Raw genomic sequence first — 24183 nt, 5'->3', positions numbered from 1 at the left:
GCAGTGAGTTCAGAATTTCATGAAACAGACGACGCCGTCGCTGCCGCGCCCGAGGGGGCCTGGGAGCGGGTGGCGGAGATCGATCTGTCCGCCATCCGGCACAACGTCCGGCGCATCAAGGAGCTGGTAGCACCCGCCAGCGTCATGGCCGTCGTCAAGGCCGACGCCTACGGGCACGGTGCCGAGCGAGTGGCCCGCGTTGCCGTCGATGCCGGTGCGGCCTGGCTCGGGACGGCCCACGTCTCGGAGGCGCTGGCCCTGCGCGCGGTCGGGATCGACGCGCCGATGCTCGCCTGGCTCCACACGTCCGGCACGGACTTCACCGCCGCAATCAACGCCGGCGTCGACCTGGGGGCCTCCGGCTGGGAGCTCGAGCGGATCGCCGCCGCAGCTCAGGAAGCGGCGCAGCCTGCCCGCGTCCACCTGAAGATCGACACCGGTCTCGGCCGGAACGGTGCGACCGCCGACCGCTGGGAGCAGGTCCTCGACACCGCGATGGCCTACCAGGACGACGGCCTGCTGCGCGTGGTGGGCGTCTGGACCCACCTGGCCGTGGCGGACGAGCCCGACCGCCCGGAGACCGACCAGCAGCTGGAGGCGTTCCGCGCCGCCGTCGCACTCGCCGAGAACGCGGGCTTTGATGTGGAGCAGCGGCACGCTGCCAACACTCCGGCGCTGCTCTCCCGCCCGGACGCCCACTTCGACATGGTCCGGCTGGGCCTCGGCGCCTATGGCCTGAGCCCCTTCGAGGACCAGAGCCCCGAGGACCTGGGGCTGCGTCCGGCCATGACGCTGAAGACCCGCATCGCCAACGCGAAGCGCGTCCAGTCCGGGCAGGGGGTCTCCTACGGGCTCCGGTACCGGACCCTCGAGGAGACCACGCTGGGCCTGGTTCCGCTCGGGTACGGCGATGGCATCCCGCGGATCGCGGTGGAGGGACCGGTGCAGATCGGCGGGCAGCGGATGCTGTCGCGGGGGCGGATCGCCATGGACCAGTTCGTGGTGGACGCCGGGCCGGAGACCGATCCGGAGGCGTTGCTGGACCGTGAGGTCGTGGTCTTCGGGCGCGGAGGGCCATCGGTGGACGAGTGGGCCGCTGCGGCCGGGACCATCAACTACGAGATCGTGACCCGGATCAGCGGGCGCGTGCCGAGAACCTACATCGAGGGCAGCTGGGGTGAAGCCAGTGATGAGTAAGCAGGATCCGTCCGTGCCGAATGGCGACGCTCCTCACTGGACCCTCGAGATCGAGAGCGTCGACGCCGACACGACGCGCAGCCTGGCCGAGAGGCTGGCGGGCCACCTGGCGCCTGGGGACGTCATCCTGCTTTCCGGCGAGCTCGGCGCCGGAAAGACGACCTTCACGCAGGGGCTCGGCACGGGCCTCGGCGTGCGCGAGGGCGTCATCTCTCCGACGTTCGTCCTGGCGCGGATCCATCCCTCCCTGGGCGAGGGGCCGGATCTGGTGCACGTGGACGCCTACCGGCTGGGGTCCGCCGAGGAGCTCGACGACATCGACCTCGAGTCCACGCTGGGGACCTCGGTGACGGTCGTCGAATGGGGGCACGGGAAAGCAGAGCACCTGGCCGAGTCGCGGTTGGAGATCCACCTGGCCCGCGCTACCGGCCGGGACGCGGGTGACGAGCTGGTCTTCGACTTCGACGAGACCGACGACGCGGACCCGCGGCTGCTGCGGATCCAGGGCTTCGGTCCCCGGTGGGAGCGGAACCCGCTGACTTAGCCACCGAGGCCGGTCGCCGGCCGGAGGCGCGGAACTCGCGCGTGAGTCCCGCCTGCGGCGCAGCGGCTCAGACGCGGGACACGCGGAGGACGAGACCGAGGACCGTGTCCACGGTGCCGACGAGCGTGTCCTCGACGACCTCCAGCAGCGTTCCGTCCGTGGGTGGCGCTCCTCCGTCCTTCCCCGGGCCGCCGCACTTCTCGTGCCAGGCGGGCTCGCACGACGGCGGGGGAGTGGGCGCGATGGTGAGGGTCGGCGCGACCGTGGGCGTCGGATCCGGGATCGGGGACGGAACGAGCGTCGGCGTCGGTGACGGAATCGGCTCCGGTGTGAGCGTCGGGGCCGGCGTCGGCGAGGGGACGAGCGTCGGTTCCGGTGTGGGGACGGGCTCGGGCGTCGGCGTCGGCTCGGGGACGAGCGTCGGACTGGGCGACGGCTCGGGCGTAGGCGACGGGCTCGGGGTCGGCTCGACCGTAGGCGTAGGCGTAGGCGACGGGCTCGGCGACGGTGTGGGAACCGGTGTCGGTTCTGTTGTGGGGCTCGGGCTCGGCTCAGCGGGGGCGGAGGTCTCCGGCGCGGGAGACGCCGGCGCGGAAGGCGCCGGCGCGGGAGGAGTCGCCGGCACCGGCTCGCTCGGTCCCGTTGGCTCGGGATCGGACGGCGTGGCCGGTTCGGCGGGCGGCTCGGACTCCACGGTCAGCGGGGCACTTGGAGCCGGTGCTGGCAGCGGCGCCTCGGGCACCGGGGCGCCGGGCACTGGGGCTTCGGGCACTGGAGCTTCGGGAGCCGGGGCCGGTGCGGGCTCGATCGCGGCCGGCGCCGACGCCGCCTCCGGAGCCTCCTCGGCCGGGGCAGGCGCCGCGGGAGGCGGGGCATCGGCCGGCGGAGCGGGCGCCGCTGCCGCGCCGCCCGCGGACTCGCCTCCCGAGCCAGCCGGCGCGGCGTCACCCGCGTCGCCGCCACCGGTGCCGCCGTCGGACGACCGGGACACGGCGGCCTTCTCCGCGCCGAAGAAGCCGCCGGCCACGGCGACCCCTCCGACCACGGCGGCGGCCGCGACGGCTGCGCCGACCACCGCGAGGGTGACACCCTGGGAGCTGCCGAGGAATCCGGGCTTGGGCGCCGCGGCAGCACCCGCACCGGCGGCCCCCGCTCCCGCCGCGCCGGCGCCGGCCGCACCGGCGACCAGACCGGTCACCGGCAGCCAGCCGAGGAAGGCGGCCGCGCCGGTCCCGAGGAAGAGCGGGGCGATGACGCCGTGCATGGCGGCGCTGACGTCTTTGAGCTGCATGACGGCGCTGAAGCAGGCGGAGCACTGCTCCAGGTGCTCCTCGTACCGCTGCTGCTTCTTCGCCGAGAGGGAGCCCCGCAGGTAGGCGGCGGTCCGGTCCGCCTGGTCGCACCCCTCGACGGTCTGTGCGTTGAGGTGGGCGCTGAGATAGGCCGCACGCAGTCCCTCGCGGGCCCGGACGCCGATCGCCGACACGGCGTTGGCGGACGAGCCCAGCTGGACGGCCAGATCGGCGGGCTTGGCCCCCTCGATCTCCAGGTGCCACAGGACCAGCTGCCAGCGCTCGGGCAGCGAACGGAATGCCTGGCCGAGCAGCTCCGACTCGAAGCTCTCCATGACCGGGTCCGCGTGGTCGGTGTCCTTCTCGAAGAGCTCGATCGAGTCCGTGTTCAGCTCGCGGTCGTCGGCCTGGTTCATGCGCAGGGAGCGGCGGGAGACACAGGTCAGCAGGTAGGGGCGGAAGGCCTCGTCCGGGCCGCGCCCGGCGCGGAGCAGCTGCAGCATCGCGGAAAAGGAATCGGCGACGACGTCCTCGGCGAGCGAGGCGTCGAAGAGGCGCCAGCGGGCAGTCCGCAGGGCAGCGTCGTAGTGCCGCTGGTAGAGGGCGGCGTACGCCTCGTCCGAGCCGTCGCGGGCGGCCCCGATGAGTTCGGCGTCGGTCGCCGACTCGTGGTCTAGCATCGTGGGCCTTTCGAATCCCGGAGTCCCCAACGACGTCCGCTGTTCATTGTGCCACCGTGTCCTGCGGAAGTCGCCGTCGCTTAAGCCATACGACGACGGAACTCAAGCATCCGTCAAGACCGCGGCACGGACCGCTCAAGAGTCTCAAGAAAAAATCTGGAAAACGGCGTCACGATCCGGCCGGGGCCGGCTCTTAACGGGCATGAAGACGAACGAGAGAACCGCAGCCAACAGCTCCCAGCCGCGCGTTGTCGTCGCACAATGCGAGCGAGTCGCCCGGGAAGTCACCCTCGCCCTCGGCCAGGCCAACGGCCTGGCCATGATCCCCGTGGAGAGCGCCCGCGCCGTCGTCGAGCAGGTGAACGCGGCGCAGCCGCAGCTCGTGGTGCTCGACTCGCGCCTGCCAGACTCCGCCACGCCGTACCTGATCCGGCAGCTGCGGGCGCTCACCCCGGCACGGGTCGCTGTGATCGCCTCCCACGGCGACGTGGAGACGCGCATCGCCAGCTTCGAGGCCGGAGCGGACCAGTACATCGACACCGGCCTGAGCCCGCGCGAGCTGCGCGCGCGCCTGCGGTCCCTGCTGCGCCGGGACGCCTTCACCCAGCCGGCCAAGCGGTCCTCGACTGTCCGCAGCATCTACACCTGCGAGGAGCTGACGGTGGACCCGGCCGGCCACCGGGTGACGGTCGGGGACGCCGAGGTGGAGCTGACGCGCACCGAGTTCTCCATCCTCATGGCGCTCTTCGCCGCGCAGATCCAGGGTGGTCGGGTGCTGGGGCGCGAGGCTCTCATCCACCGGCTCGGCGCCGCCGAGGCCGACCGCTCCGCCCAGCGCACCCTGGAGGTGCACATGGCCAACCTGCGCCGGAAACTGGGCGAGAAGGCCAGCGCTCCCCGGTGGATCCGCACCGTGCGCGGCGTGGGCTACCAGTGGCTGGAACCGATCGAGGCGGTGGAGATCGACGGCGCGCAGACCGTCCGCGGCGCGAAGAGCGCAAGCAGCGCGAGCAGTGCACGCGACGACGACGAGGGTCAGCCGCCGCGGCTGCACCTCGTGGGCTCGGCGGGGTAGCAGTCCGGCCGTCTTAAGATGGTCAGCATGCTGATTCTCGCCGTGGACACGTCCGCCCTGGCCACCGCCGCGCTGGTGCGCGCGCACGACGACGGACGGACCGAGGTCCTCGAGTCCTTCGCGGCCACCGAGACCAACGCGCACGCCGAGGTGCTCGCCCCCGCCATCGGCGGGATCCTCGAGCAGGCCGGCGTCGCCGGGGGCCAGCTGGACCGGATCGTCGTGGGCGTCGGCCCCGGGCCGTTCACCGGCCTGCGCGTCGGCCTCGCCACCGCGCAGGCGCTTGGCTTCGCCTGGCAGGTGCCGGTCGACGGCGTCGTCAGCCTCGATGCGATCGCCTGGCAGGTCGCCCATCGGGCCGTGGAGCCCGACGGCGCCGGGATCGCGGCGCCGATCACGGAGGACTTCACGGTGGCTATCGACGCGCGGCGCCGCGAGGTCTACTGGGCCCGGTACAGCGCGGACGGCCGGCTCGTCGACGGACCGCACGTCGGGGCGGCCGACCAGGTCCCGGCCGGACCCGTGGTCGGCATCGGTGCCTCGCTCTACCCGGACGCGCTCGAGGCCGCGGGCGCCCACGCCGTCCCCGGACTCGACCGCCTTCAGCCGCAGGCGGCAGCGCTGGGTGCAGCCGCCGTCGGACTCCTGCACGCGGGAGAGGCCCTGCGGACTCCGGTGCCCCTGTACCTGCGGGAGGCGGACGCCAAGGTCCCGCAGGCGATGAAGGGGCGCACCGCGTGAGCTTCGGCATCCGCTCCATGACCGGTGCGGACCTGGACGCCGTGCATGCCCTGGAGCAGCGGCTCTTCCCCGAGGACGCGTGGCCGCGGGACGCGTTCGTCGCCGAACTGTCCCAACCGCAGACCCGAAAGTACTGGGTAGCGGAGGTCGACGGCGAGATCGTGGGCTACTGCGGCATGATGTGCGTCCTGCCCATCGCCGACGTGCAGACCATCGCCGTGGTCCCCGAGCAGGAGGGGCACGGCATCGGCAGCGCGCTCCTCACCGGCCTCATCGAGGAGGCGCGGGACCGCGGAGCGCGGGACGTCCTGCTGGAGGTCCGCGCGGACAACCCCCGCGCCCAGGCGCTCTACGAACGGTTCGGGTTCCGCCGGATCCACGTCCGTCCGCGGTACTACAAGGGCGGCGTCGACGCGGTCATCATGCAATTGGAACTCACAGGCCCGGAGCCGAGCTGACCCACGGCCAAACGTCCGTGATGTCACGGGACGTCGTTTACTGCGATCTCGTGACAAAAGCCGGATCTGAGTCTTAGGATTTCCCTAACCGCCCACAGGCAGGGCGCACATCCGGGGGGATCATGAGCAGGCTGCAGGTGTCGGTCGCAGCGGTTGCGTTCGCCGCGGTAGGAGTGCTCGCCGGGGCGGGCCCGAGCGCGGGTGCTGTCCCTGCCGACGGACCGGCACCGATCAGCGGTTCGGCGTTCGGCGAGAGGACGGCCCGGGGCGAACGGATCACGCTGACCTCGCTCACCGTCCCGGACCCCCTGGCCGGGCAGACCCCGGGCGAAATGCTCCGCTGGGTCGTCGGCATCGAGGCCCGCGGCACCGATGATCAGGTCTGGTCGGCGCGTCTCGACCGCACCGTCGGCAGCCGACTGCCCCTCAGTGTCCGCACCCGTGGGTGCGATGAACGCTGGGAAATCACGGCCGAGGCCCTCTACTGCCCCGGGGCGCCGCTCCGACTCCCCGACGCCCCCGTGGTCCTGGCCGGCGGAGAATCGGCCGCACTCGTCGAGGGCCAGCCCGCCAGCGGCACCGTCTGGCTGGCTTTGGAGAGCAACATCCCCGACGTCCTCGCAACGGGGCAGGGCGATGACGGGCCCCTGCGGGTCACGGTCAGGAGCGCGGGCTCAGAGGTCTCCGTCACGCCCGCCGGCCGAGCCGGCTCCGGAAGCGTCCCCTGGGAACGGGGCCTCGGCACGGACGCAGGGCCCCTGGTGACCTTCGCGCTCGCCGGGCTCGCTGCCCTCGCGGCCGGAGGCCTGCTGCTCCGCGCTCGGAACCACCGGGGGCGGCCGGGAGCGGGCCGCGCCCTCGACGCCGGGTAGCCGGACCTGAAGCGCGTGGGGGCTCCCACTAGAATCGATGCCATGTCTGACGCGCCCCTGATCCTCGGCATCGAATCCTCCTGCGACGAGACCGGCGTCGGGATCGTGCGCGGCACCGAGCTGCTCGCGAACACGGTCAGCACCTCCATGGAGCAGCACGTCCGCTTCGGCGGGGTTATCCCCGAGATCGCCTCGCGCGCCCACCTCGAGGCCATGGTGCCCACGCTCCAGCAGGCCCTCGACACCGCCGGCGTCGCCCTCGACGACGTCGACGCGCTCGCCGTCACCAGCGGGCCCGGCCTGTCCGGGGCGCTCATGGTGGGCGTGGCCGCGGCGAAGGCGCTGGCCGTCGCCACTGGCAAGCCCCTGTACGCCGTCAACCACCTCGTCGCGCACGTCGGCGTGGGCGTGCTCGACGGCGGAGAACTGCCGGACCGGCTCGGCGCCCTGCTCGTCTCCGGCGGCCACACCGAGATCCTGAAGATCGACTCCCTGACGGACGACGTCGAACTCCTCGGTGCGACGATCGACGACGCCGCCGGCGAGGCCTACGACAAGGTCGCCCGGCTCCTCGGGCTCGGCTACCCGGGCGGCCCGGTCATCGATCGCCTCGCGAAGGAGGGCGACGGCAAGGCCATCCGCTTCCCCCGCGGGCTCAGCCTGCCGAAGTTCGTCGGGACCGCCGAGGCGCCCGGGAAGCATCGCTACGACTTCTCCTTCTCCGGGCTGAAGACCGCCGTCGCACGGTTCGTGGAGCAGTACCAGGCCAAGGGGCTCGAGGTCCCCGTGGCCGACGTCGCCGCGTCCTTCCAGGAGGCCGTGGTGGACGTCATCACCAAGAAGGCCGTCATGGCGTGCACCGAGCACGGCATGGAGAACCTCCTGCTCGGCGGGGGAGTGGCGGCGAACTCGCGCCTGCGGCAGCTGCTGCAGGCGCGCTGCGACTCCGCCGGCATCTCGCTGCGCATCCCGAAGCCGAGTCTCTGCACGGACAACGGGGCCATGATCGCGGCGCTGGCCGCCCAGGTGGTGGCCGCCGGCGTGGCCCCCAGCGGGCTGGGTTTCGCCACCGACCCCGGTCAACCCGTCACCCAGATCACCCTGAGCGACCTGCACGCCGCGTAACCGTTGCCTGCATCACGGGCGCAGGCCCCTGCCCGGTAGACTCAGGGGGCGCGTGCCGCGAGGGGGCGCACCACTCGCACGACTAGGAACATGAGGACCACACCTTGGAACCACGGGACGACCAGACTGAAGCGGGCCCCGACCTGCGCCACTACTTCACGATCGTCCGGTCCTACTGGAAGGGCATCCTCGCGATCCTCCTGATGGTCCTGATCATGACGTTCGGGTGGACGCTGCTGCAGCCGAAGGTCTACGAGTCGTCCTCCTCCGGCCTCGTCATGGTGGCCGGGGCCAGCGACCTGGGAACGGCGCTCGCCGGCGACAACCTCTCCAAGTCCAAGGCGACGTCCTACAGCAGCATCGCCGCCACGCGGCCGGTGGCGGCGCGCGTCAAGGAATCGCTGGGGCTCGAGGCCAGCGAGGACGAGCTCCTCGGTCGCGTCTCCGTCGAAGTGCCCACGGCGACGGCGGAGATCCGCATCACCGCCAGCGCCGGGACGCCGGAGCAGGCGCAGGAGCTCGCCAACGCCTGGGTCGAGGCCCTCTCCGCGCAGGCCGTTGACCTCGAGACGCAGGGGTCGGCCGCCGATATCGGCCCGGCCGTCACCGTGGAGCCACTCGGCCGGGCGGCCCTCCCGAGCAGCCCCACGTCGCCGAACGTCCGGCTGGCGCTGGCGATCGGCGCCGTCGCCGGCCTCGCGCTGGGCCTCGCGTACGCACTGATCCGCAACCATCTGGACCGCCGCATCCGCTCGGCGGCCATGGTGGAACGGCTCGGCCAGGCCGTCGTGGGCACAATCCCGCGCGACGAGCGCCTCGAGCAGGGACGCGCCATCGTCGAGACGGACGCCCTCCAGGTGGGCCCGGACCGGCAGGCGCACGCCTTCGCGGAGGCGCTGCGGGAGCTGCGCACCAACCTCTCCTACATCGACGTCGACAACCCGCCGCGGTCGATCGTCGTCACCTCCTCGGTGCCAGCCGAGGGCAAGTCCTCCCTCGCCGCCAACCTGGCCGGGGCGATCGCCTCCACCGGGCAGCGCACCGTACTGATCGACGCGGACCTGCGCCGGCCCGTCCAGGCCAAGATCTTCGATCTCCCCGCCGGCGGCGGTCTGACCGATGTGCTCTCCGGGGCCGCCGACCTCGACGACGTGCTCCTGCCGTACGGCCCCCTGCCCGCCCTGGAGGTCCTCGGCGCCGGGCGCATCCCGCCGAACCCGTCCGAGCTGCTCGGCTCGAAGTCCATGAAGCACCTGATCGAGGACCTGGTGAAGGATGCCGTGGTGATCGTCGACGCGCCGCCGCTGCTGCCCGTCACCGACGCGGCCGTGCTGTCCACAGCCGTCGACGGAACCCTCGTCAGCGTCAAGGCGGGCCAGACCACCATCGACGAGCTCGAGAAGTCGCTCGCCAACCTCCATCGCGTGGGCACCCGGGTGCTCGGCGTCATCCTCAACCAGGTCCCGACCAAGGGCCTGGGCTCATCGAGGTACGGCTACTACGGCCAGTACTACTACTCGAGCGACGACGCCGGATCGTCGGGCTCGAAGTCCAAGGGCACCAAGCGCCGGATCAAGAAGACGACGCCGGTCAAGGCCGAGGCTCCGGCCGCAGCCGAGCCGCTCAGCGAGTTCGACGAGGAGCTGCACGGCATGCGTCACGCCCGCCGCGTGCAGAATTGATCCGATATGTGCCGCAAGCGTGGTTATGAATAGGAAAATTACCATTGCTTGAAGCTTGATGCTTTTTTCCTGCTAGAGTTAGTCGGGCTCCGCTGCTGCGGGGCAGTTCGACAGTTCTTGGGGGAGAAAATGCCGAAGGCCTACGTGCGCTCTGAGGGCGGGACGCCCGATTCAGGAATCTATCCGGCGCGCTGGGTCATCGGCCTGGCGAAGGTCCTTGTGGACGTCGTCATCTGGATCTTCGCTATCGTCGTCGCCGCCTGGCTCCGCTTCGAGCTGGATGTGACGCGGATGCACCTGGTTTCCCTCGTGATCTTTGCGCTCGGCGTCGCTGCGCTCCACGTGGTGGTCGCGGCCGTGTTCAGCGCCATCATGGGGCGCTTCCAGTACGGCGCCTTCGACGAAGCCCGGTCGGTCGGCTTGGTGACGATGACCGTTGCGCTGATCTCGACGGTGGTACTCCTGGTGGTCGGACCCGAGGTCAGCGTCCCGCGCAGCACCGCGTTGATCGCGGCCCCGCTGGCCTTGGTCATCATGGGATGCGCTCGCTTCGTCGTCCGGAAGCGGCTGCAGAGCCGAGTTCGTCCGGCAGCGCAGGCCGAGCGCACCCTCGTCTTCGGAGCCGGCTACCTCGGTGAAACCGCGGTGCGAAGGATGGTCCACGACGCCGGTTCGAACTTCGTCCCCGTCGCTCTCCTGGACGACGACCCCGCGAAAGCTCGCTTGATCCTCCACGGCGTCAAGGTCGTCGGCGGTTTGGAGAAGCTGGAAGAAGTCGCCCGCCGCACGGAGGCGACGAACGTCGTCATCGCCATCGGCGATGCCGATGCCGACCTCGTACGGCGTGTCTCGGACGCAGCGGCTGCGGTCCATCTACACGTCATGGTCTTCCCGCCGCTCGAGGAAATCCTGGCCGGCAAGACGAAGCTGTCCGACCTGCGCGACATCTCGATTGAGGACCTCATTGGGCGGACGCCGGTCGATACGCACGTCGAATCGATCGCCGGCTACCTCGCGGGAAAGCGCGTCCTCGTCACCGGGGCGGGCGGCTCGATCGGTTCGGAGCTGTGCCGGCAGATCCTGAAGTACGCACCGTCGGAACTGATTATGCTGGACCGTGATGAGACCGGGCTGCAGAGTGCGCAGCTGGGCACCACGGGACACGGACTGCTCCACACCCGCGACGTGGTCCTGGCGGACATCCGCGATCTCGAGTCGTTGAATGCCATCTTCGCCGATCGAAAGCCCGACGTGGTGTTCCATGCTGCCGCTCTCAAGCACTTACCGATGCTCGAGCAGTACCCGGACGAAGCATGGAAGACCAACGTCATTGGCACGCTCAATGTACTTCGCGCGGCCGAGGCCGCCGATGTCGAGACTTTCGTCAACATCTCCACCGACAAAGCCGCGAACCCGACCAGCGTCCTGGGACACTCCAAGCGCGTTGCCGAGCGCCTGACCGCCTGGATGGCCAGCGCCACCGGCAGACCCTACATCTCGGTCCGCTTCGGAAATGTCATTGGCAGCCGCGGCTCCATGCTGCCCACATTCCAGACCCTCATCGAAGCGGGCGGACCGCTGACGGTGACCCATCCGGACGTCACGCGCTACTTCATGACCATTCCCGAGGCCTGTCAGCTCGTGGTCCAGGCTGGTGGCATCGGCCGTGCCGGCGAAGTTCTGATCCTCGACATGGGCGAGCCGGTACGAATCCTGGACGTTGCCCGGAGGATGATCGACATGTCGGGCAAGGACATCGAGATCGTTTTCACGGGGCTCCGGGAGGGGGAAAAGCTGCATGAAGAGCTGATCGGGTTCGGCGAGTCCGACTCGCGGCCCTTCCACCCGAAGATTTCGCATACGGAAGTAGAACCATTGGCCCCGGCACGGCTTGATATCGGCGGTTGGAAGGAAAGAATGGAGACCGCGACGGCGGACACCATCGCCGGGCTTTCCAGCCACCGAACGCGTCCACCTGAGAAAGAAGCTCCGTGAACGAACGAATCCACATGTCCTCGCCCGATGTCGGTGAACTCGAGGAACAGTACATCGTGAATGCGGTCAGGTCCGGATGGATCGCTCCCTTGGGACCGGATGTAGACGCCTTCGAGGACGAGTTGAAGGCGCGTCTGGGAGTAGAGCACGCGGTTGCCCTGAGCTCTGGCACCGCAGCCCTGCACCTGGGGCTTCTGGCGCTCGGCGTGGGAACCGGCGATGTCGTCGTCACGTCCAGCATGACCTTTGCCGCGACGGCCAATGCCATCACGTACACAGGCGCCACACCGTACTTCGTGGATTCCCTCCCCGACACGGGGAATATGGACCCGGAGCTGCTCCGGGAAGCGTTGGACGAGCTTGTGTCGAAGGGGAGTCGTGTTGCGGCGATCGTCCCGGTGGATCTGCTGGGAAAGGCCGTTGACTACACCGCCATCGAGAGTGTGGCAGACGAGTATGGCATCCCTCTGCTTTGCGATGCCGCCGAGTCGTTGGGGGCAACACATCAGGGCAAGCCCGCCGGCTCCTTCGGGAGTGCTTCGATCGTTTCCTTCAACGGGAACAAGATCATGACCACCTCGGGTGGCGGCATGTTGCTGACCAACGATAGTGAACTGGCGGCGCGTATCCGATATCTCGCAACCCAGGCACGGCAACCGGTGGCGCATTACGAGCACACCGATGTGGGCTACAACTACCGACTAAGCAACCTGCTGGCCGCATTGGGGAGGGCCCAGCTGACTCGGCTTAACGACATGATCGCACGCCGTAAGGCTTTGCGAGACCAGTATAGGCAGTTCTTCGCGAAGGTGTCAGGCGTGGAAATCTTTGGAGGCGCCACTGACGCTGAAGATAACTACTGGCTTACTTCGATCATCGTCGATTCTGAACTGACAGGGTGGACGTCTCAGGACTTCCAAAGAGCGCTGAGTCAAGATTCTATTGAGGCCAGGCCCCTATGGAAACCCATGCATCTTCAGCCAATATACTCGAATGCACCTCGAAAGGTAAATGGAAGTTCAGAAAGCTTGTTTCTTTCTGGCCTCACGTTACCGAGCGGCTCCGCTCTCCACGACGAACAGGTAGACCGCATCTTCACATCGATATCGAACTTCTTGGCACAAGGCAGCACGGAGGCGTGAAATGAAATTCGAGATTCTCGACGCTGTTTTGCCTCGAGAACGAACTGATTGGTTGAATGAGTGGCAGGGTGGGACAAGAGAGCCATTCAGCCATCCGGACTATGTTGAATTGTTTTGCGCACCAGGTGATCGAGCGATGTGTGCTACGGCTCGGACAAGTGATGGCTCCTCGGTGATATATGCCTTCATTGTCCGACCAGTTGAATCCCCAGACGGAGATGTGTATAGAGACATTGTCTCCCCGTATGGCTACGGGGGTGCCTACGTGCGCGGAACCTTATCAGAGTTGCAAAAGGTAGAATTTTGGTCGAGGTTCGAACGATGGCTCTCAAATACAGGAATTGTTTCGCAATTTGTGAGATTGGACGTTGACTTGGAAAGGCTCCTGCCCCATCCAGGCGAGGTTAGAACAAGCGCGTTCAATATTGTGCGAACACTCGATATCGCACCAGACGAACTATGGACAGATTTCGAAAAAAAAGTTCGGAAAAACTATAAGAAGGCCGAAAGGTCCGGAGTAAACGTTATCGAAGATCCAAGGGGACGGCATCTAGCCGACTTCTTACGAATCTATGAAGGGACGATGGACAGACGGAATGCCGGGGAACAGTACTATTTCGATGAGACGTTCTTCAAGTCCCTAATTTCCAACCTGCCCGAGAACGTCGTATTTTTCCACGCCGTTCTAGGAGGGGCCATCGTCTCTACTGAACTAGTCCTAACGTCCTCGGATCGATTGTTCTCTTTTCTTGGTGGCACCGACAGCGCGGCCTTCGACTACCGGCCTAACGATGCGCTAAAGGTTGGCATTATGCGTTGGGGAATCGAAAATGGATTCCGATCATTCGTGCTAGGAGGAGGAGCCCGGCCCGGGGATGGCATCGAACGCTACAAACGTTCATTTGCGCCTAGCGGAGCCGTGCCGTTCTGGACTGGCCGCATCACACACAACAAGGAGGCATATGCGGAGCTTGTAGCCCAACGAATGAACGATTTCGTGGCGGCGAATGTTGAGTGGAAAGAATCGACCTATTATCCCGCTTATCGGACGCCACTTCCGGAGAGGCCGGCCGAAGACAATAACAAGGACATAGAATGACAACCTATCAAGGTACCATAGGCGGGCCTAGGAAGAGCCTTACCCTAGCACTAAAAAGATCTATGGACGTCGTGATCAGTAGCGCTGTCCTTGTCCTTGCCTCCATACCAATGGCTATCTTGTCAGTCGTCATCCGAGTGAAAATCGGATCGCCGATAATCTTCAAACAACTTCGCCCGGGCAAGGACGCGACATTATTTTATATGTACAAGTTCCGCACGATGACGGACGAGCGCGATGCGAATGGAGAGATGCTTCCGGACAAGTATCGAATGACTCCGTTCGGAACGTGGCTCCGTTCTACTAGCTTGGACGAACTGCCCGAGCTAGTTAACGTGCTCAAGGGCGATATGTCTCTGGTTGGACCAAGGCCTCTCTTGGAGCGGTACATGCCGTTCTATACTCGAGACGAAATGATTCGCTTCCACGTCCGTCCCGGCATTACAGGAAAAGCTCAGCTAAACGGAAGGAATACGGCTACCTGGGAACAGCGTCTCTCAGATGACATCGAATATGTTGAAACGTTAAGTCTGGCAGGAGACGTGGCCATCTTGGCTAAAACGGTTCTTGGTGTGTTGCAGCGAAGAGGCTTCGAGGTCGATCCGCAGCGTCTGATGGCTGACTTAGATGTGGAGCGACAGGAACGAGTTGAGCGTGCAGATTGAACATCTATCTAATGAGACATTGGAGGAGTCCTCGCGACTGGTTCGGTCAAGCCTCCCGTCACGTTTGACGCCGTACATGACACAAATGCAACCTGAGATAACTAATCTCTGGAAGATTAGTTTGAGGTATCCTGACGTTCAAAACGATGTCACACGACTTGTGGCGATTGTCGACGATCAGGTAGTCGGTTATGTTGAGTGGCATCGTCTTTCGGTGGATGAAGCATTCCTCTCTAATATTTGCGTCGACGCCAACTTCCGCGGCCGTGGTGTAGCTAGGCGCCTGATCGGCGATTACATCCATGAGCACCGTGAGATCGCCAACATCGGCCTCGATGTGTTTACCGATAATATGAAGGCTCGAAAGCTTTACACTTGGTTGGGTTTCTCTGGTGGATTAGTTCAGCATTGGTTTGTACGAAGCATACCCAACAAAGTTCCCGGGGTGAGAATCACCAACTTCCCAGAGGCAATTGCCAAACTGGATGCTTTCGGCGTGACATATCTCGACGTCGAGTGGCGTGGAAAAACTTCCAGGATGGGGATTATAGGCGGGAAGACAGTCAATTGCGATGATATTGACTCGTTCTGCGACGCGGAAATGCTATCTGCGTTGCGAGGCAGCATTCCGAGTTTGGGCAATGCCCTCCTACGAACGAGTAAGGATCTCCCCGTCGGCTGCGCAGTGTTCGCGACCAAGATTAATGAGAGCGTTAGACTGCAGGCCCACGCAGAGCAAGTTCGAAGCGCCTTGGGAGATCGCTAATGGACGGAGTTGCGATTGAAAACGCTACCAATCGGCTCAGTGAATCTGGCCTATCTTCTACTTGTCTCGCTAGAACGAGAAAAAGTTCTGGTCTCGTGGGAACGGGTGCTTGATCTTGGCAAGCAGCACGGGATCTAGGTTTTACCTCAGGAAAATCACACGCCACCAGCTAGGCGCGATGTCCATGACGACTTGGCTTGTCTCGTCACAGCTCCTCGCTGCTGGGGTCGCCTTCGTAGTCAACCTATTGGCCGCCTCTGTATTGGATCCAACGGGCAGAGGGCAGCTCGCACTGACCCTCCAGGTAGGGTATTTGCTGGCAATTTTGGGGATGCTCGGCATGGAGCGTCCCTTTACTGCCAATGTTAGTGGCCGACAGTTCAACGAGACGGTCTCATTTTTGGAACGTCTTGTTCGCCCGGGTTACTGGGCGGGAATCATCGGCTTGCTCCTGGTTCTATACGGACTGGGTACGGAGAACTATTCATTTGTGATGATCGGGGTGCTATCGACGATTTTCGTGGTATCAACGATGCATATGAAGATTGTACGCACAGCGTATATTGCGAGTCGGACTTGGCGTCCGTTCGTATTTACTGGAATTGCGAGTCAGGTTCTGCTAGTTGCATGCTGCCTCTTGCTGACTGTCTTGCACGTAGGAGCCTTTGAGGTGTGGTTCGCCGCCTATACCGTGGCCGGTCTCGTGGCCACGGTGGTCATCTGTACCCCGCGTCGTGTTTCGCCTCCAGTGGATTCGGGTCAAGCCAAAATTGGGAGGACAGTCAGATCACAGGGTTTGCGCTTATTGCCTGCGTCACTAGGCAATACTGCGATGGTACGCTCTGACCGACTATTGATACCTGCGCTTTCCAGCGCAGCCGAGCTCGGAATCTACGTCGTAGTGGCAACGGCGATTGATATGGCTACATGGCCGGTGCAGCAGTGGGCTGATTCTCGACTCCACGCTTGGAAGGAAGCTCCTCCTTCAAAGAGGATGGTGTCGTTAATGTGTGGGATTGCCTTAATAATTACAGTCGGCCTCGTGGCAGTAATTGCGTTTCTTCTTGATTACATTGTTACACAATTTCTTCCGAAGCCGTATGCGGCCGGCATGACTCTCTTTCTTCCCCTGAGTGTTGCAGCCATTTTCTACTCCCTATCCCGGTTAACGCAGGGTGTGCTTATATCTCGGGGTGCGGGGACAGCTGTATCAGTGATTGAGGGCGCAGGGATGGCGGTATCCATACTCGCATATCTCGTCCTCATTCCGTCTCTTGGCGCTTTGGGGGCCGCCTATGGTTCTGTACTTGGGTATTCAGTTTGCTTCTTCGTTAGTTGCGTGATGGCTATCAGGCAGAAATCTGAGGCGCCTTAAGATGGCCTTGCTTGTCTCGCTGCCGCTGGCTTGGGAGCGCCTTAGGAATATTGACACGGCGATATAATCGTCAATCGAGACTTAATCAACCCTTCTTTGTTTTTAACTCCGGGAGTATCTCATGCATATCACTTATCTGCATCAGTATTTTGTAAAACCAGAACAGAACGGGGGAAGTCGTACGTACGAGATGACTAAGCGCCTCGTGAGAGCGGGGCACCGCGTGGACGTCATTACGTCGGATCGGGCTCTGCGCCGTTCTGGCCGGAAGACTTGGCGGGTCGAAGACGTCAATGGAGCACGAGTCCATTATTACCCAGTTCCATACGATCAAAAAATGGGGGTGATGAGGCGTCTAGTTGCTTTTCTTGAGTTCGCTGTAGTTTCTTCCTTCCGAGCCCGAAAACTGAATAGTGACTTGGTTTTCGCGACTAGTACTCCTTTAACAATTGGTATTCCTGGGCTGATTGCAGTTTTAGGCCGTCGGTCGCCTTTTGTTTTCGAGGTAAGAGATTTGTGGCCAGCTATACCGATAGCGATGGGCGCTCTCAAGAATCCGATAATGCGCGCAGCTGCTGTTTGGCTGGAGAAGACTATCTACCGAAGAGCCGACGCCATTGTCGCTTTATCTCCTGAAATGAAGGCCGGAGTTGTAGAGACCGGATATTCTGAAGATCGTGTAAGTGTCATTCCGAACGGTTCGGACCTGGACACCTTTGCGGACGCAGATACTCAAGGAGCAGAGTTGATCGATTCGCGACCTGAATTTTATGGAAAAAAGTTGGCGGTCTATTGTGGAACATTCGGCCCGGCAAAGTACGTTCGTTACATTATTGATTTGGCTGATCGCGTTCGTAGTATAGATGATACTATCTTGTTTTATCTCGTTGGAGAAGGCCCCGAGAAAGATGAGCTCGTCGAGCTTGCGGCGAAGAGATCTCTGCTAAATTCGACTGTGTACTTTGACCCCGGAGTCCCTAAAGAAAATGTTTGTGGCATTTTTGGCGCGGCGACCATAAATATTTCAACTGTGGCTGATATACCGGGACTGGCAGGAAACAGCGCCAATAAGGTCTTCGACTCTTTCGCTGCTGGGCGCCCAATCGCCATTAATCATGGTGGGTGGCAAGCAGAGATCCTGGAAAGGAGTGGCGCGGGAGTTGTTCTTTCGCCTGAGGCATCTGACGCAGATGCTCGGCGTTTCGTCGAGTTTGTCAATGATGAGGCAGGTATGGCGAGGGCACGTCGTTCAGCGAAGAATCTGGCAGAGACCGAGTTTGCCCGTGACAATCTCGCTGCCAAACTTATTGACGTCTTTGATGACGTTCTTTCGTCAAATGAAGTCCGCTCGAGTCGGTAGCTCAGAAATATGGCTGATTTTACTTATCGCGTCAGCTTGACCAACCCTCGGCTTAGCTCCGTTCGACCATTGGATATGAAGCTGGGTGTGGCCTAGAAGTTCCCAAGTACTTCGGTTCACTTTTGTGGGTAAGATGACTGAGTGGTTGAGGCCGTGGACTCTCCCGCGAGGTTCACGGTTACCAGGGATATGCTGCCGAGACTCCGGATTTCGACCGGAGTGTGGCGTCTGTGTTATGGGACAGCTGAGACTGACGCCAGCCGCGAGCAAGTTCGGGTACGCACGCTGTTCAGGAACTGGGCTCAATCGAGGCTCGATTGTGTTGAAGTCCGTTAACAGGTTCTTTAGGACCCGCATCGCCATATTAGCGCACGTAGTGCGGCCGTCATGCGACGAGAAGGGCCTATCGATCCCTGTCGGGATCGCGTCTGGTTTGGGACCAGCGCATCCGCTCAATCGACCAGAGCGTGGGTTAATCCCTTGTCGCGGCTACTGGGCGGTGAGGACCGGTTCGTCGCGTGGAGCCGCGGTGGCCGACCTCTGCGAACTATTGTTGTATGGGATCGTAACCTGGTTGCCGATGATGTGCCGTTCCGGATAGGTGCCCAGAACGGGTTAGTGCGCCCGCCGGATGCGCGCGGCTGGTACCTCTTAGGGCGTTGGGGGGCGACAGGCTCCGGCTACGGTCTCGGCCGCGCTCGGACCTTCCCTGCCGTGTCCGCGTGAAGCCAATGGATTAGTTGGGGGTAGCGGGTCTCACCTACGTCCGCATCGCGACCGGGGCGCGTCCCGCGCCGAAGTTTTCACGCGGCAGATTGACGGCAGAGCCACCGGCTCCATGACGCCCCCCAGGAGCATGAACTCAGGGGTGCGAAGGAGTGCCTAGCTGGCTATAGGGCGTGTCAAGGGGAGCGTGGGGGCGCGTGGGGATGGCCACGTGTGCGCGGGGGCGCTTCGTGGCGTGGCGGGGTCCGCTCTGTGGTGCTCTTCGAGGTGGTGGCGCGGTGCGCCTGCTGTCGCGCTCACGCTGACTGATGCGGCCTCACCGGTGGGCCGGTGGGCCATCTGGCGTCGTTCGAGCTGCGTGGGGACGAAGGGCCGGGCGCCCAGCTAGGCGCGGCGTGACCCGTAGGGGCCCGCCATAGCGGAAGCGGCGTCTGTTCCGGCCCTCCGCCACCATCCAGAGTGCACTCTGGCGGGGCGGTGGGGAAGAGCTGTGCGGGTTCAGTCCTCCTGGAGGGGCCAGCGGGCGGGGTCGTAGGCTCGCTGGTCGCGCACCATTGCGTACGCGATGCGGTTCGCGCGGTGAGCCATGGCGCAGGCGATAACTTTGCCCTTCTTGCCGCGGGATCGCAGGGCGGCCCCGTAGGCGCGGGCGGCGGGGTCGTGCAGCCACAGCCCGAGTCCGAGGTCGATCAGGGCCCGGCGGAGCGGGACGCTTCCTTCGCGGCTGATGGTCCCGTCGCGGCGGTGTCCGGCGGACTCGTACTGGGCCGGGGAGAGCCCGGAGGCCCGGTAGACCTGCGCGGGCCCGGGCCACCGGGACGGATCGCCCAGTGCGGCGCCGTAGTTCGCGGCCCGCACGGCGCCCCAACCGGGCACGGTGCGCAGCACCTGGAACGCCGTGGCCGGAAGCAGGTCCGCGAGAGCGTCCTCGGCGGCGGCGATCTGGCCGTCGAGGACTTCGAGCAGGGCCAGGTCAGCGGCGAGGACTCCGCGCGCGGCGGCCGCGCCGCGTTGGGGCAGCGCGTCGCGGGCGGCAGCTACCAGCCGGGCCGCGACCGTCCGGGACACGTGCACCCCCCGGTCCGTGGCGAACTGAACGAATCGGTCCGCTCCGAGGGCGGCCAGACGATCGGGGTCGGCGAAATGCGCGGCGACCAAGCGTCCGACCCGGGTGCCCAACACGTCGGCCAGTGCCCCAGAGAGGCCGGGAAGGTGCGGTCGAGCTGGCCCAGGAGGTGGTTCTTCACCGCCGTCCGGGCCAGGACTCGGCGGGAGCGGTGCCAGGCCAGCGCCCGAAGCTCCTCGAGCGCGTCGGTGCGCCCGGGCCCCGGCATGCCCCGTCCGGCCAGGACGAGCTCGGTGATGGCCTCTAGGTCCAGGGCATCGGTCTTGACCCGACGTCGGCCCTGGACGCGCCGCTGCTCGGCCACATGGGCCGGATTCAGCTGCAGCACCTGCCACCCGGCCGGCCAGCAGGAATCTGCGAGAAGGGGCAGGTGGTAGTGGCCGGCTGCCTCGATCCCGACCCGGACCGGTGCCCGGGCCGGCAGGACGGACTCGATCCGCGCGACCGCATCCCGGTCCAGGTCATCGGGGCCTCGAGAGGTCCGAGCAGTCCCCTCCGCCGCCCGTCGGTAGCTGAGACAGCGAAGACATTCTTGCCGACCTCCACTGCAACGACGACGGCATCTGAGAGATCATGAGCAGACACAACACACCTCCGGAGGGTTAGACCAGGAGAAAACCCGGGCGCTGCAACGCCCAGGATCCTCGAAGGAATCGGATAGATCCCTTCTGGCACCTCCGGAGGTGTCTTGTGAAGACCTACGACCTATATCAGCGGAACTGGTGTACCGCTAGGAGTGCGGGCCCCAAATGTGTTTTTTCTTCAATGCGGACCATCTGGCCGTCGGCCGGCACCAGGGCCGTCGCGGTGGAGTTCTCTTAGCCTATTCCAAATGGTTGGCCACTCGTGGACGTGAAACAGCATAGTAAGATGGCGCGGTCTTTTGGGCTGCAATCGTAGCCAATGCGCCGAAAAACCAGCTGTAGCGAGAGTCGTAGTAATCACCTGAAGTGAATGAGGCTACCACTAAAAATAGAAACGCTACGAGAGCAATCAGTGTTGTCGCGGAGAGAGGTCGAGCATTGGTCGAAGTGATAATGATAGAAAGCCATGCGCCTAACAGGAGAACCATTCCAATCACGCCCCCCTCCGCGCCAGACGATAGAAGCAAGTTATGCGGGTACTGAAAGGCGCCGCTAACTTCCTGCAGAGCATAGTATCCATCTAAGCCGACACCGATGAATGGATTCTCTAGAAACATTCCCCAGGCGTCCTGAGTAATGACAACCCTTCCTGAGGCATAACCTTGTTCGAATGTTTGCTCGATATACCTGCGTTCGATGAAAGTCTTTATGTCCAGTTTGGCGAAGTGCGCTACGATTAACCCGAGTGCAGAAAGCCCTGTGACGCAAAGTAGGATCCTCCAGGCGCCCAGTCGCCGGATTAAGGGGATGAAAGCCAGCAGTAACGCTACGGCAATTCCCAAAAGGGCTCCGCGACTACCGGACATGACTGCCCCGATCGCAAAGAATGAAGCGCAACTAATCGCAATCAGAGTGCGTCGCCTTTGGATTAGATACATAATTGCAGCGAGAAATGCTAAAAGCATAATTCTGGCGAATACGTTTGGACCACCGCCCGGGGCCGCGAGGCGACCTTGAGCGCCCCCGCCCTGTGCTACTGCCAGCAGAAAGTATACGACGCCGACCCCGAGGAGCCAGTTGAAAACTCGATGGGTCATTTCGGCGGGAAGTATCGAGAGGAGTAACCAGGAAACGGAGCAGAAGAACCACAGTAGAAAGATGTCTTCTAATCGCTCACTTAAACGTGCGCCGAGGGGTGACCATGCGGAGGAGATGAACATCCATAGTGCCCACGCGGAAAACCAGTAGTAGCCCGTCTTTGGAATACTGCGCTCGATTGGGTAGGTCGGCATCGAGAGCCACCAAGTCGTAAGCAGCGCCAATAGTACGGCGAACCCCCATCGTAGGTCAACGTTTGGGAGTGCGGGCGAGATTCGGTCAAGTGTGAATCGGCCCGCTAGTAGCGCTAGACAGGTCAGTGCCAGGATGGCCGTCCCGACCCTCACCTGGGCTGAGTTCGACGCTGGGAAGCTCGTAGACGCTGACACTCTTCCCCCTGGGCTAATGATGGCGAGGCACGCAGAGTCTACCCGACGTCGGCCGCTTCTCGTTCTCCGTCGTGGGTTGCCCCGTGTTTCACCGATTAAATGCCCGGTTAGGCGTACACTTGGTCTTCACGACGAGGGATAGGCGGCCTCGACAGGGGTGGCGACTCTATTAGGGACCCTTCGCCTTCCCAATGTATAGGATGCCGGAACGACTAGCTGTCGGATCTTCCTTGGGGCGCTCACAGTGCCTGGCCAAGAGTGCCAGGAGAATCTTCAATTGAGCGTTCGGCGCTTCGAGGCGTAGAGTGTAGTTTCTACACAGCATATTGTGCAAGTACTGGCCATGCTGAAATAGCAATTCACCACCCGACATCGTGACGGCTCTGGACGTGATGCCGGGGAGCTGACGTCCGCTCCGCATCGAGTCAGTACAATGGACTGGGCGCTGGCCGTGTGAGTGGCGCGGAACTATCCAGTAGACGTTCGGGGGCAGGAACTTGGAAGCAACCAATCGAGAGCTAGCAGCGAGACGAGATCTTCGTCAGCATTTCGCTGTCCTCCGCACTTACTGGCGCGGGGTTGGTGTGATTGTCGTACTTGCCTTGGTGCTGGCGGCATCCTGGGCTCTTACGCAACCTAAAATGTATCAATCTACGGCCTCTGGTCTTGTGCTTGTCGTAGGATCAGAGGATCTTGGCAGCGCCTTGGTTGGCGACAACCTGTCCAAGTCGAAAGCTACAGCCTACAGCAGCATTGCTAAGAGCAGGACGGTTGCGAGTGAAGTAAAAAGGACTCTAGATGTTCCAGTCAGCGAGAGCACGCTTCTTCAACGAGTCTCTGTATCGGTGCCGACAGGTACCGCCGAGATACGGATTGCGGCGGTCGCACCCAGCCCAGACGAGGCGCAACGACTGGCTGAGGTGTGGATGGAGTCCCTGGCCCGACAGGTTAGAGACATTGAACTAACCGGTGTGACTGACTCTGAAGCTAGTCCGTCGGTCCGGATTGAAACGCTAGGGTTGCCCACCCTGCCTACGAGTCCGTATTCGCCGAACGTGCAGTTGGCGGTCCTCATCGGCGCAGTTTTGGGGATCGCTCTCGGAGCTGCTTATGCGATTTTGAGGCAGCATCTAGACCGTCGGATCCGGTCCACCACGATCGTGGAGGGGATGGGGTGCTCGGTTGTCGGCACAATTCCGCAGGATGAGCGGCTCAAGAAGGGCAGGGCCGTAGTCAGCGGTCCGACTTTGGAATTAGCGAACGATAAACACGGCCATGCATTCGCCGAAGCGCTCCGGGAATTGCGGATTAACCTCTCGTATGTCGATGTGGACAATCCGCCAGGCTCCATTGTCGTCACGTCTTCCGTTGCCGCCGAAGGCAAGTCCTCCGTGGCGGCCAATCTGGCGGCCGCCATCGCAGCCACTGGGAAGCGCACAGTCCTTATTGATGCTGACCTTCGCCGTTCCGTGCAAAGTATCATTTTCGATTTGCCTGGCGGTGCCGGACTGTCTGATGTGCTGGCCGGAACCGCCTACGTTGAAGACGTCCTCATGCCGTATGGCCCCATCCCAGAGCTGGAAATTCTTGCAGCCGGACGAATGCCGCCGAATCCTGCTGAACTCCTAGGAACACAGGCCATGGTGCGTCTCATCGACACGCTCGTCGCTGATCACGTGGTCATTATCGATGCGCCGCCGCTTCTCCCCGTGACCGATGCTCTGGTTCTGTCCACATTGGCCGACGGGATGCTCGTGACCGTACGTGCAGGCAAGACCACAGTCGACGAGTTTGGGAAGTCGCTGGAGAACCTTCGACGAGTCGGCGCGCGCGTGCTCGGTGTGATCCTGAACCAGGTGCCCACCAAGGGCATTGGCTCTGCGCAGTACGGCTACTACGGCCAGTATTACTCCTCCAGCTCCGACGCCGGAGCGGGGAAGAAGTCAGCGCGTCGGAACGCCAAGAAGACCAGATCGGCATCCGCGGAGCCGGCGACTGCAGTCCCGCATGTCGACGACGAGTTCGATGCTCAGCTGCACGGACTGCGTCACGCGCGGCGCCTGCGCAACTAATTTGCGCTGAGTCACGACAGAGAAGCGGGGGGGGGGGGGGGGGGGGGGGGGGGGGGGGTATGGGGGGCGGGGGGGGGGGCGGGGGGGGGGGGGGCGCCCGGGGCGCCGCGGACGACGAAG

19 protein-coding genes and 1 pseudogene are annotated in these 24183 nt (G+C 63.8%); 16 read left to right on the top strand and 4 right to left on the bottom strand.

The genetic code is table 11. The features are described 5' to 3' along the window. Nucleotides 1–3: 3 nt before the first annotated feature. Together alr and tsaE are read left to right on the top strand one after the other, a co-directional pair. Entirely contained in the window at nucleotides 4–1197 is a 1194-nt protein-coding gene (alr, locus tag RIN46_RS09430; protein ID WP_309081075.1) for an alanine racemase, read from the top strand. Beyond that, complete coding sequence (gene tsaE, locus RIN46_RS09425) at nucleotides 1190–1741, top strand: tRNA (adenosine(37)-N6)-threonylcarbamoyltransferase complex ATPase subunit type 1 TsaE (protein WP_309081074.1); 552 nt, start codon at nucleotides 1190–1192, stop codon at nucleotides 1739–1741. The genes alr and tsaE overlap by 8 nt, the downstream gene beginning before the upstream one ends. Nucleotides 1742–1808: 67 nt before the next feature. Here the strand turns inward: tsaE and RIN46_RS09420 are convergent, their stop codons facing one another. Beyond that, complete coding sequence (locus tag RIN46_RS09420; RefSeq protein ID WP_309081073.1) at nucleotides 1809–3713, bottom strand: sigma-70 family RNA polymerase sigma factor; 1905 nt, start codon at nucleotides 3711–3713, stop codon at nucleotides 1809–1811. Nucleotides 3714–3915: 202 nt separating this feature from the next. Here RIN46_RS09420 and RIN46_RS09415 point away from each other — a divergent pair, with 202 nt between their 5' ends. The 13 genes from RIN46_RS09415 to RIN46_RS09360 all read left to right on the top strand — a co-directional run bounded on the left by RIN46_RS09415 (nucleotide 3916) and on the right by RIN46_RS09360 (nucleotide 18068). After that, nucleotides 3916–4788: a response regulator transcription factor gene (locus tag RIN46_RS09415; RefSeq protein ID WP_309081072.1), complete on the top strand. Its 873-nt coding sequence runs from the start codon at nucleotides 3916–3918 to the stop codon at nucleotides 4786–4788. 27 nt (nucleotides 4789–4815) lie between these two features. After that, nucleotides 4816–5529, top strand: coding sequence for a tRNA (adenosine(37)-N6)-threonylcarbamoyltransferase complex dimerization subunit type 1 TsaB (gene tsaB / locus RIN46_RS09410; RefSeq protein ID WP_309081071.1), 714 nt, complete (start codon nucleotides 4816–4818; stop codon nucleotides 5527–5529). Nucleotides 5530–5546: 17 nt separating this feature from the next. Further along, nucleotides 5547–5987 carry a ribosomal protein S18-alanine N-acetyltransferase gene (gene rimI / locus RIN46_RS09405; protein WP_309081266.1) on the top strand — a complete coding sequence of 147 codons (441 nt, stop codon included), beginning with the start codon at nucleotides 5547–5549 and terminating at the stop codon, nucleotides 5985–5987. A gap of 122 nt (nucleotides 5988–6109) precedes the next feature. Beyond that, nucleotides 6110–6859, top strand: a complete 750-nt coding sequence (locus tag RIN46_RS09400) for a hypothetical protein (protein ID WP_309081070.1) — start codon at nucleotides 6110–6112, stop codon at nucleotides 6857–6859. A gap of 42 nt (nucleotides 6860–6901) precedes the next feature. Next, nucleotides 6902–7984 (top strand): tRNA (adenosine(37)-N6)-threonylcarbamoyltransferase complex transferase subunit TsaD, encoded by a 1083-nt coding sequence (gene tsaD, locus RIN46_RS09395; protein ID WP_309081069.1) that lies wholly within the window; start codon nucleotides 6902–6904, stop codon nucleotides 7982–7984. Nucleotides 7985–8088: 104 nt separating this feature from the next. Then, nucleotides 8089–9666, top strand: coding sequence for a polysaccharide biosynthesis tyrosine autokinase (locus tag RIN46_RS09390; protein WP_309081068.1), 1578 nt, complete (start codon nucleotides 8089–8091; stop codon nucleotides 9664–9666). 129 nt (nucleotides 9667–9795) lie between these two features. Further along, entirely contained in the window at nucleotides 9796–11661 is a 1866-nt protein-coding gene (locus RIN46_RS09385) for a nucleoside-diphosphate sugar epimerase/dehydratase (protein WP_309081067.1), read from the top strand. Beyond that, a complete protein-coding gene (locus tag RIN46_RS09380; protein WP_309081066.1) occupies nucleotides 11658–12803 on the top strand; it encodes an aminotransferase class I/II-fold pyridoxal phosphate-dependent enzyme in 1146 nt (381 codons plus the stop codon). The genes RIN46_RS09385 and RIN46_RS09380 overlap by 4 nt, the downstream gene beginning before the upstream one ends. 172 nt (nucleotides 12804–12975) lie before the next feature. Then, nucleotides 12976–13902, top strand: a complete 927-nt coding sequence (locus tag RIN46_RS09375; protein WP_309109455.1) for a GNAT family N-acetyltransferase — start codon at nucleotides 12976–12978, stop codon at nucleotides 13900–13902. A gap of 62 nt (nucleotides 13903–13964) precedes the next feature. Continuing rightward, on the top strand, nucleotides 13965–14567 hold the full coding sequence (locus tag RIN46_RS09370) for a sugar transferase (RefSeq protein WP_309081064.1): 603 nt from the start codon (nucleotides 13965–13967) through the stop codon (nucleotides 14565–14567). Further along, complete coding sequence (locus RIN46_RS09365; protein ID WP_309109454.1) at nucleotides 14530–15333, top strand: GNAT family N-acetyltransferase; 804 nt, start codon at nucleotides 14530–14532, stop codon at nucleotides 15331–15333. The genes RIN46_RS09370 and RIN46_RS09365 overlap by 38 nt, the downstream gene beginning before the upstream one ends. A 178-nt stretch (nucleotides 15334–15511) precedes the next feature. Then, the gene (locus tag RIN46_RS14340) at nucleotides 15512–16708 is read left to right on the top strand and encodes a lipopolysaccharide biosynthesis protein (RefSeq protein WP_375141867.1); all 1197 of its coding nucleotides are present in this window, start codon (nucleotides 15512–15514) and stop codon (nucleotides 16706–16708) included. A 121-nt stretch (nucleotides 16709–16829) separates the two neighbouring features. After that, on the top strand, nucleotides 16830–18068 hold the full coding sequence (locus RIN46_RS09360; RefSeq protein WP_309081062.1) for a glycosyltransferase family 4 protein: 1239 nt from the start codon (nucleotides 16830–16832) through the stop codon (nucleotides 18066–18068). A 1224-nt stretch (nucleotides 18069–19292) separates the two neighbouring features. Here the strand turns inward: RIN46_RS09360 and RIN46_RS09355 are convergent. The 3 genes and pseudogenes from RIN46_RS09355 to RIN46_RS09350 all read right to left on the bottom strand — a co-directional run bounded on the left by RIN46_RS09355 (nucleotide 19293) and on the right by RIN46_RS09350 (nucleotide 21796). Next, entirely contained in the window at nucleotides 19293–19976 is a 684-nt protein-coding gene (locus RIN46_RS09355; protein ID WP_309109453.1) for a transposase, read from the bottom strand. Nucleotides 19977–20011: 35 nt separating this feature from the next. Further along, nucleotides 20012–20344 (bottom strand): annotated as a pseudogene (locus RIN46_RS14335) (transposase); the annotation flags it as partial. A 399-nt stretch (nucleotides 20345–20743) separates the two neighbouring features. Further along, nucleotides 20744–21796, bottom strand: coding sequence for an O-antigen ligase family protein (locus RIN46_RS09350; RefSeq protein ID WP_309081060.1), 1053 nt, complete (start codon nucleotides 21794–21796; stop codon nucleotides 20744–20746). 1166 nt (nucleotides 21797–22962) lie between these two features. On the opposite strand from RIN46_RS09350, the gene RIN46_RS09345 reads away from it, so the two are divergent. Further along, nucleotides 22963–24063, top strand: a complete 1101-nt coding sequence (locus RIN46_RS09345) for a polysaccharide biosynthesis tyrosine autokinase (RefSeq protein ID WP_309081059.1) — start codon at nucleotides 22963–22965, stop codon at nucleotides 24061–24063. Nucleotides 24064–24183: the final 120 nt, after the last annotated feature.

Source organism: Zhihengliuella sp., from assembly GCF_031178195.1.
GTDB lineage: Bacteria > Actinomycetota > Actinomycetes > Actinomycetales > Micrococcaceae > Zhihengliuella.
This window is presented reverse-complemented; position numbering and strand designations above follow the sequence as displayed.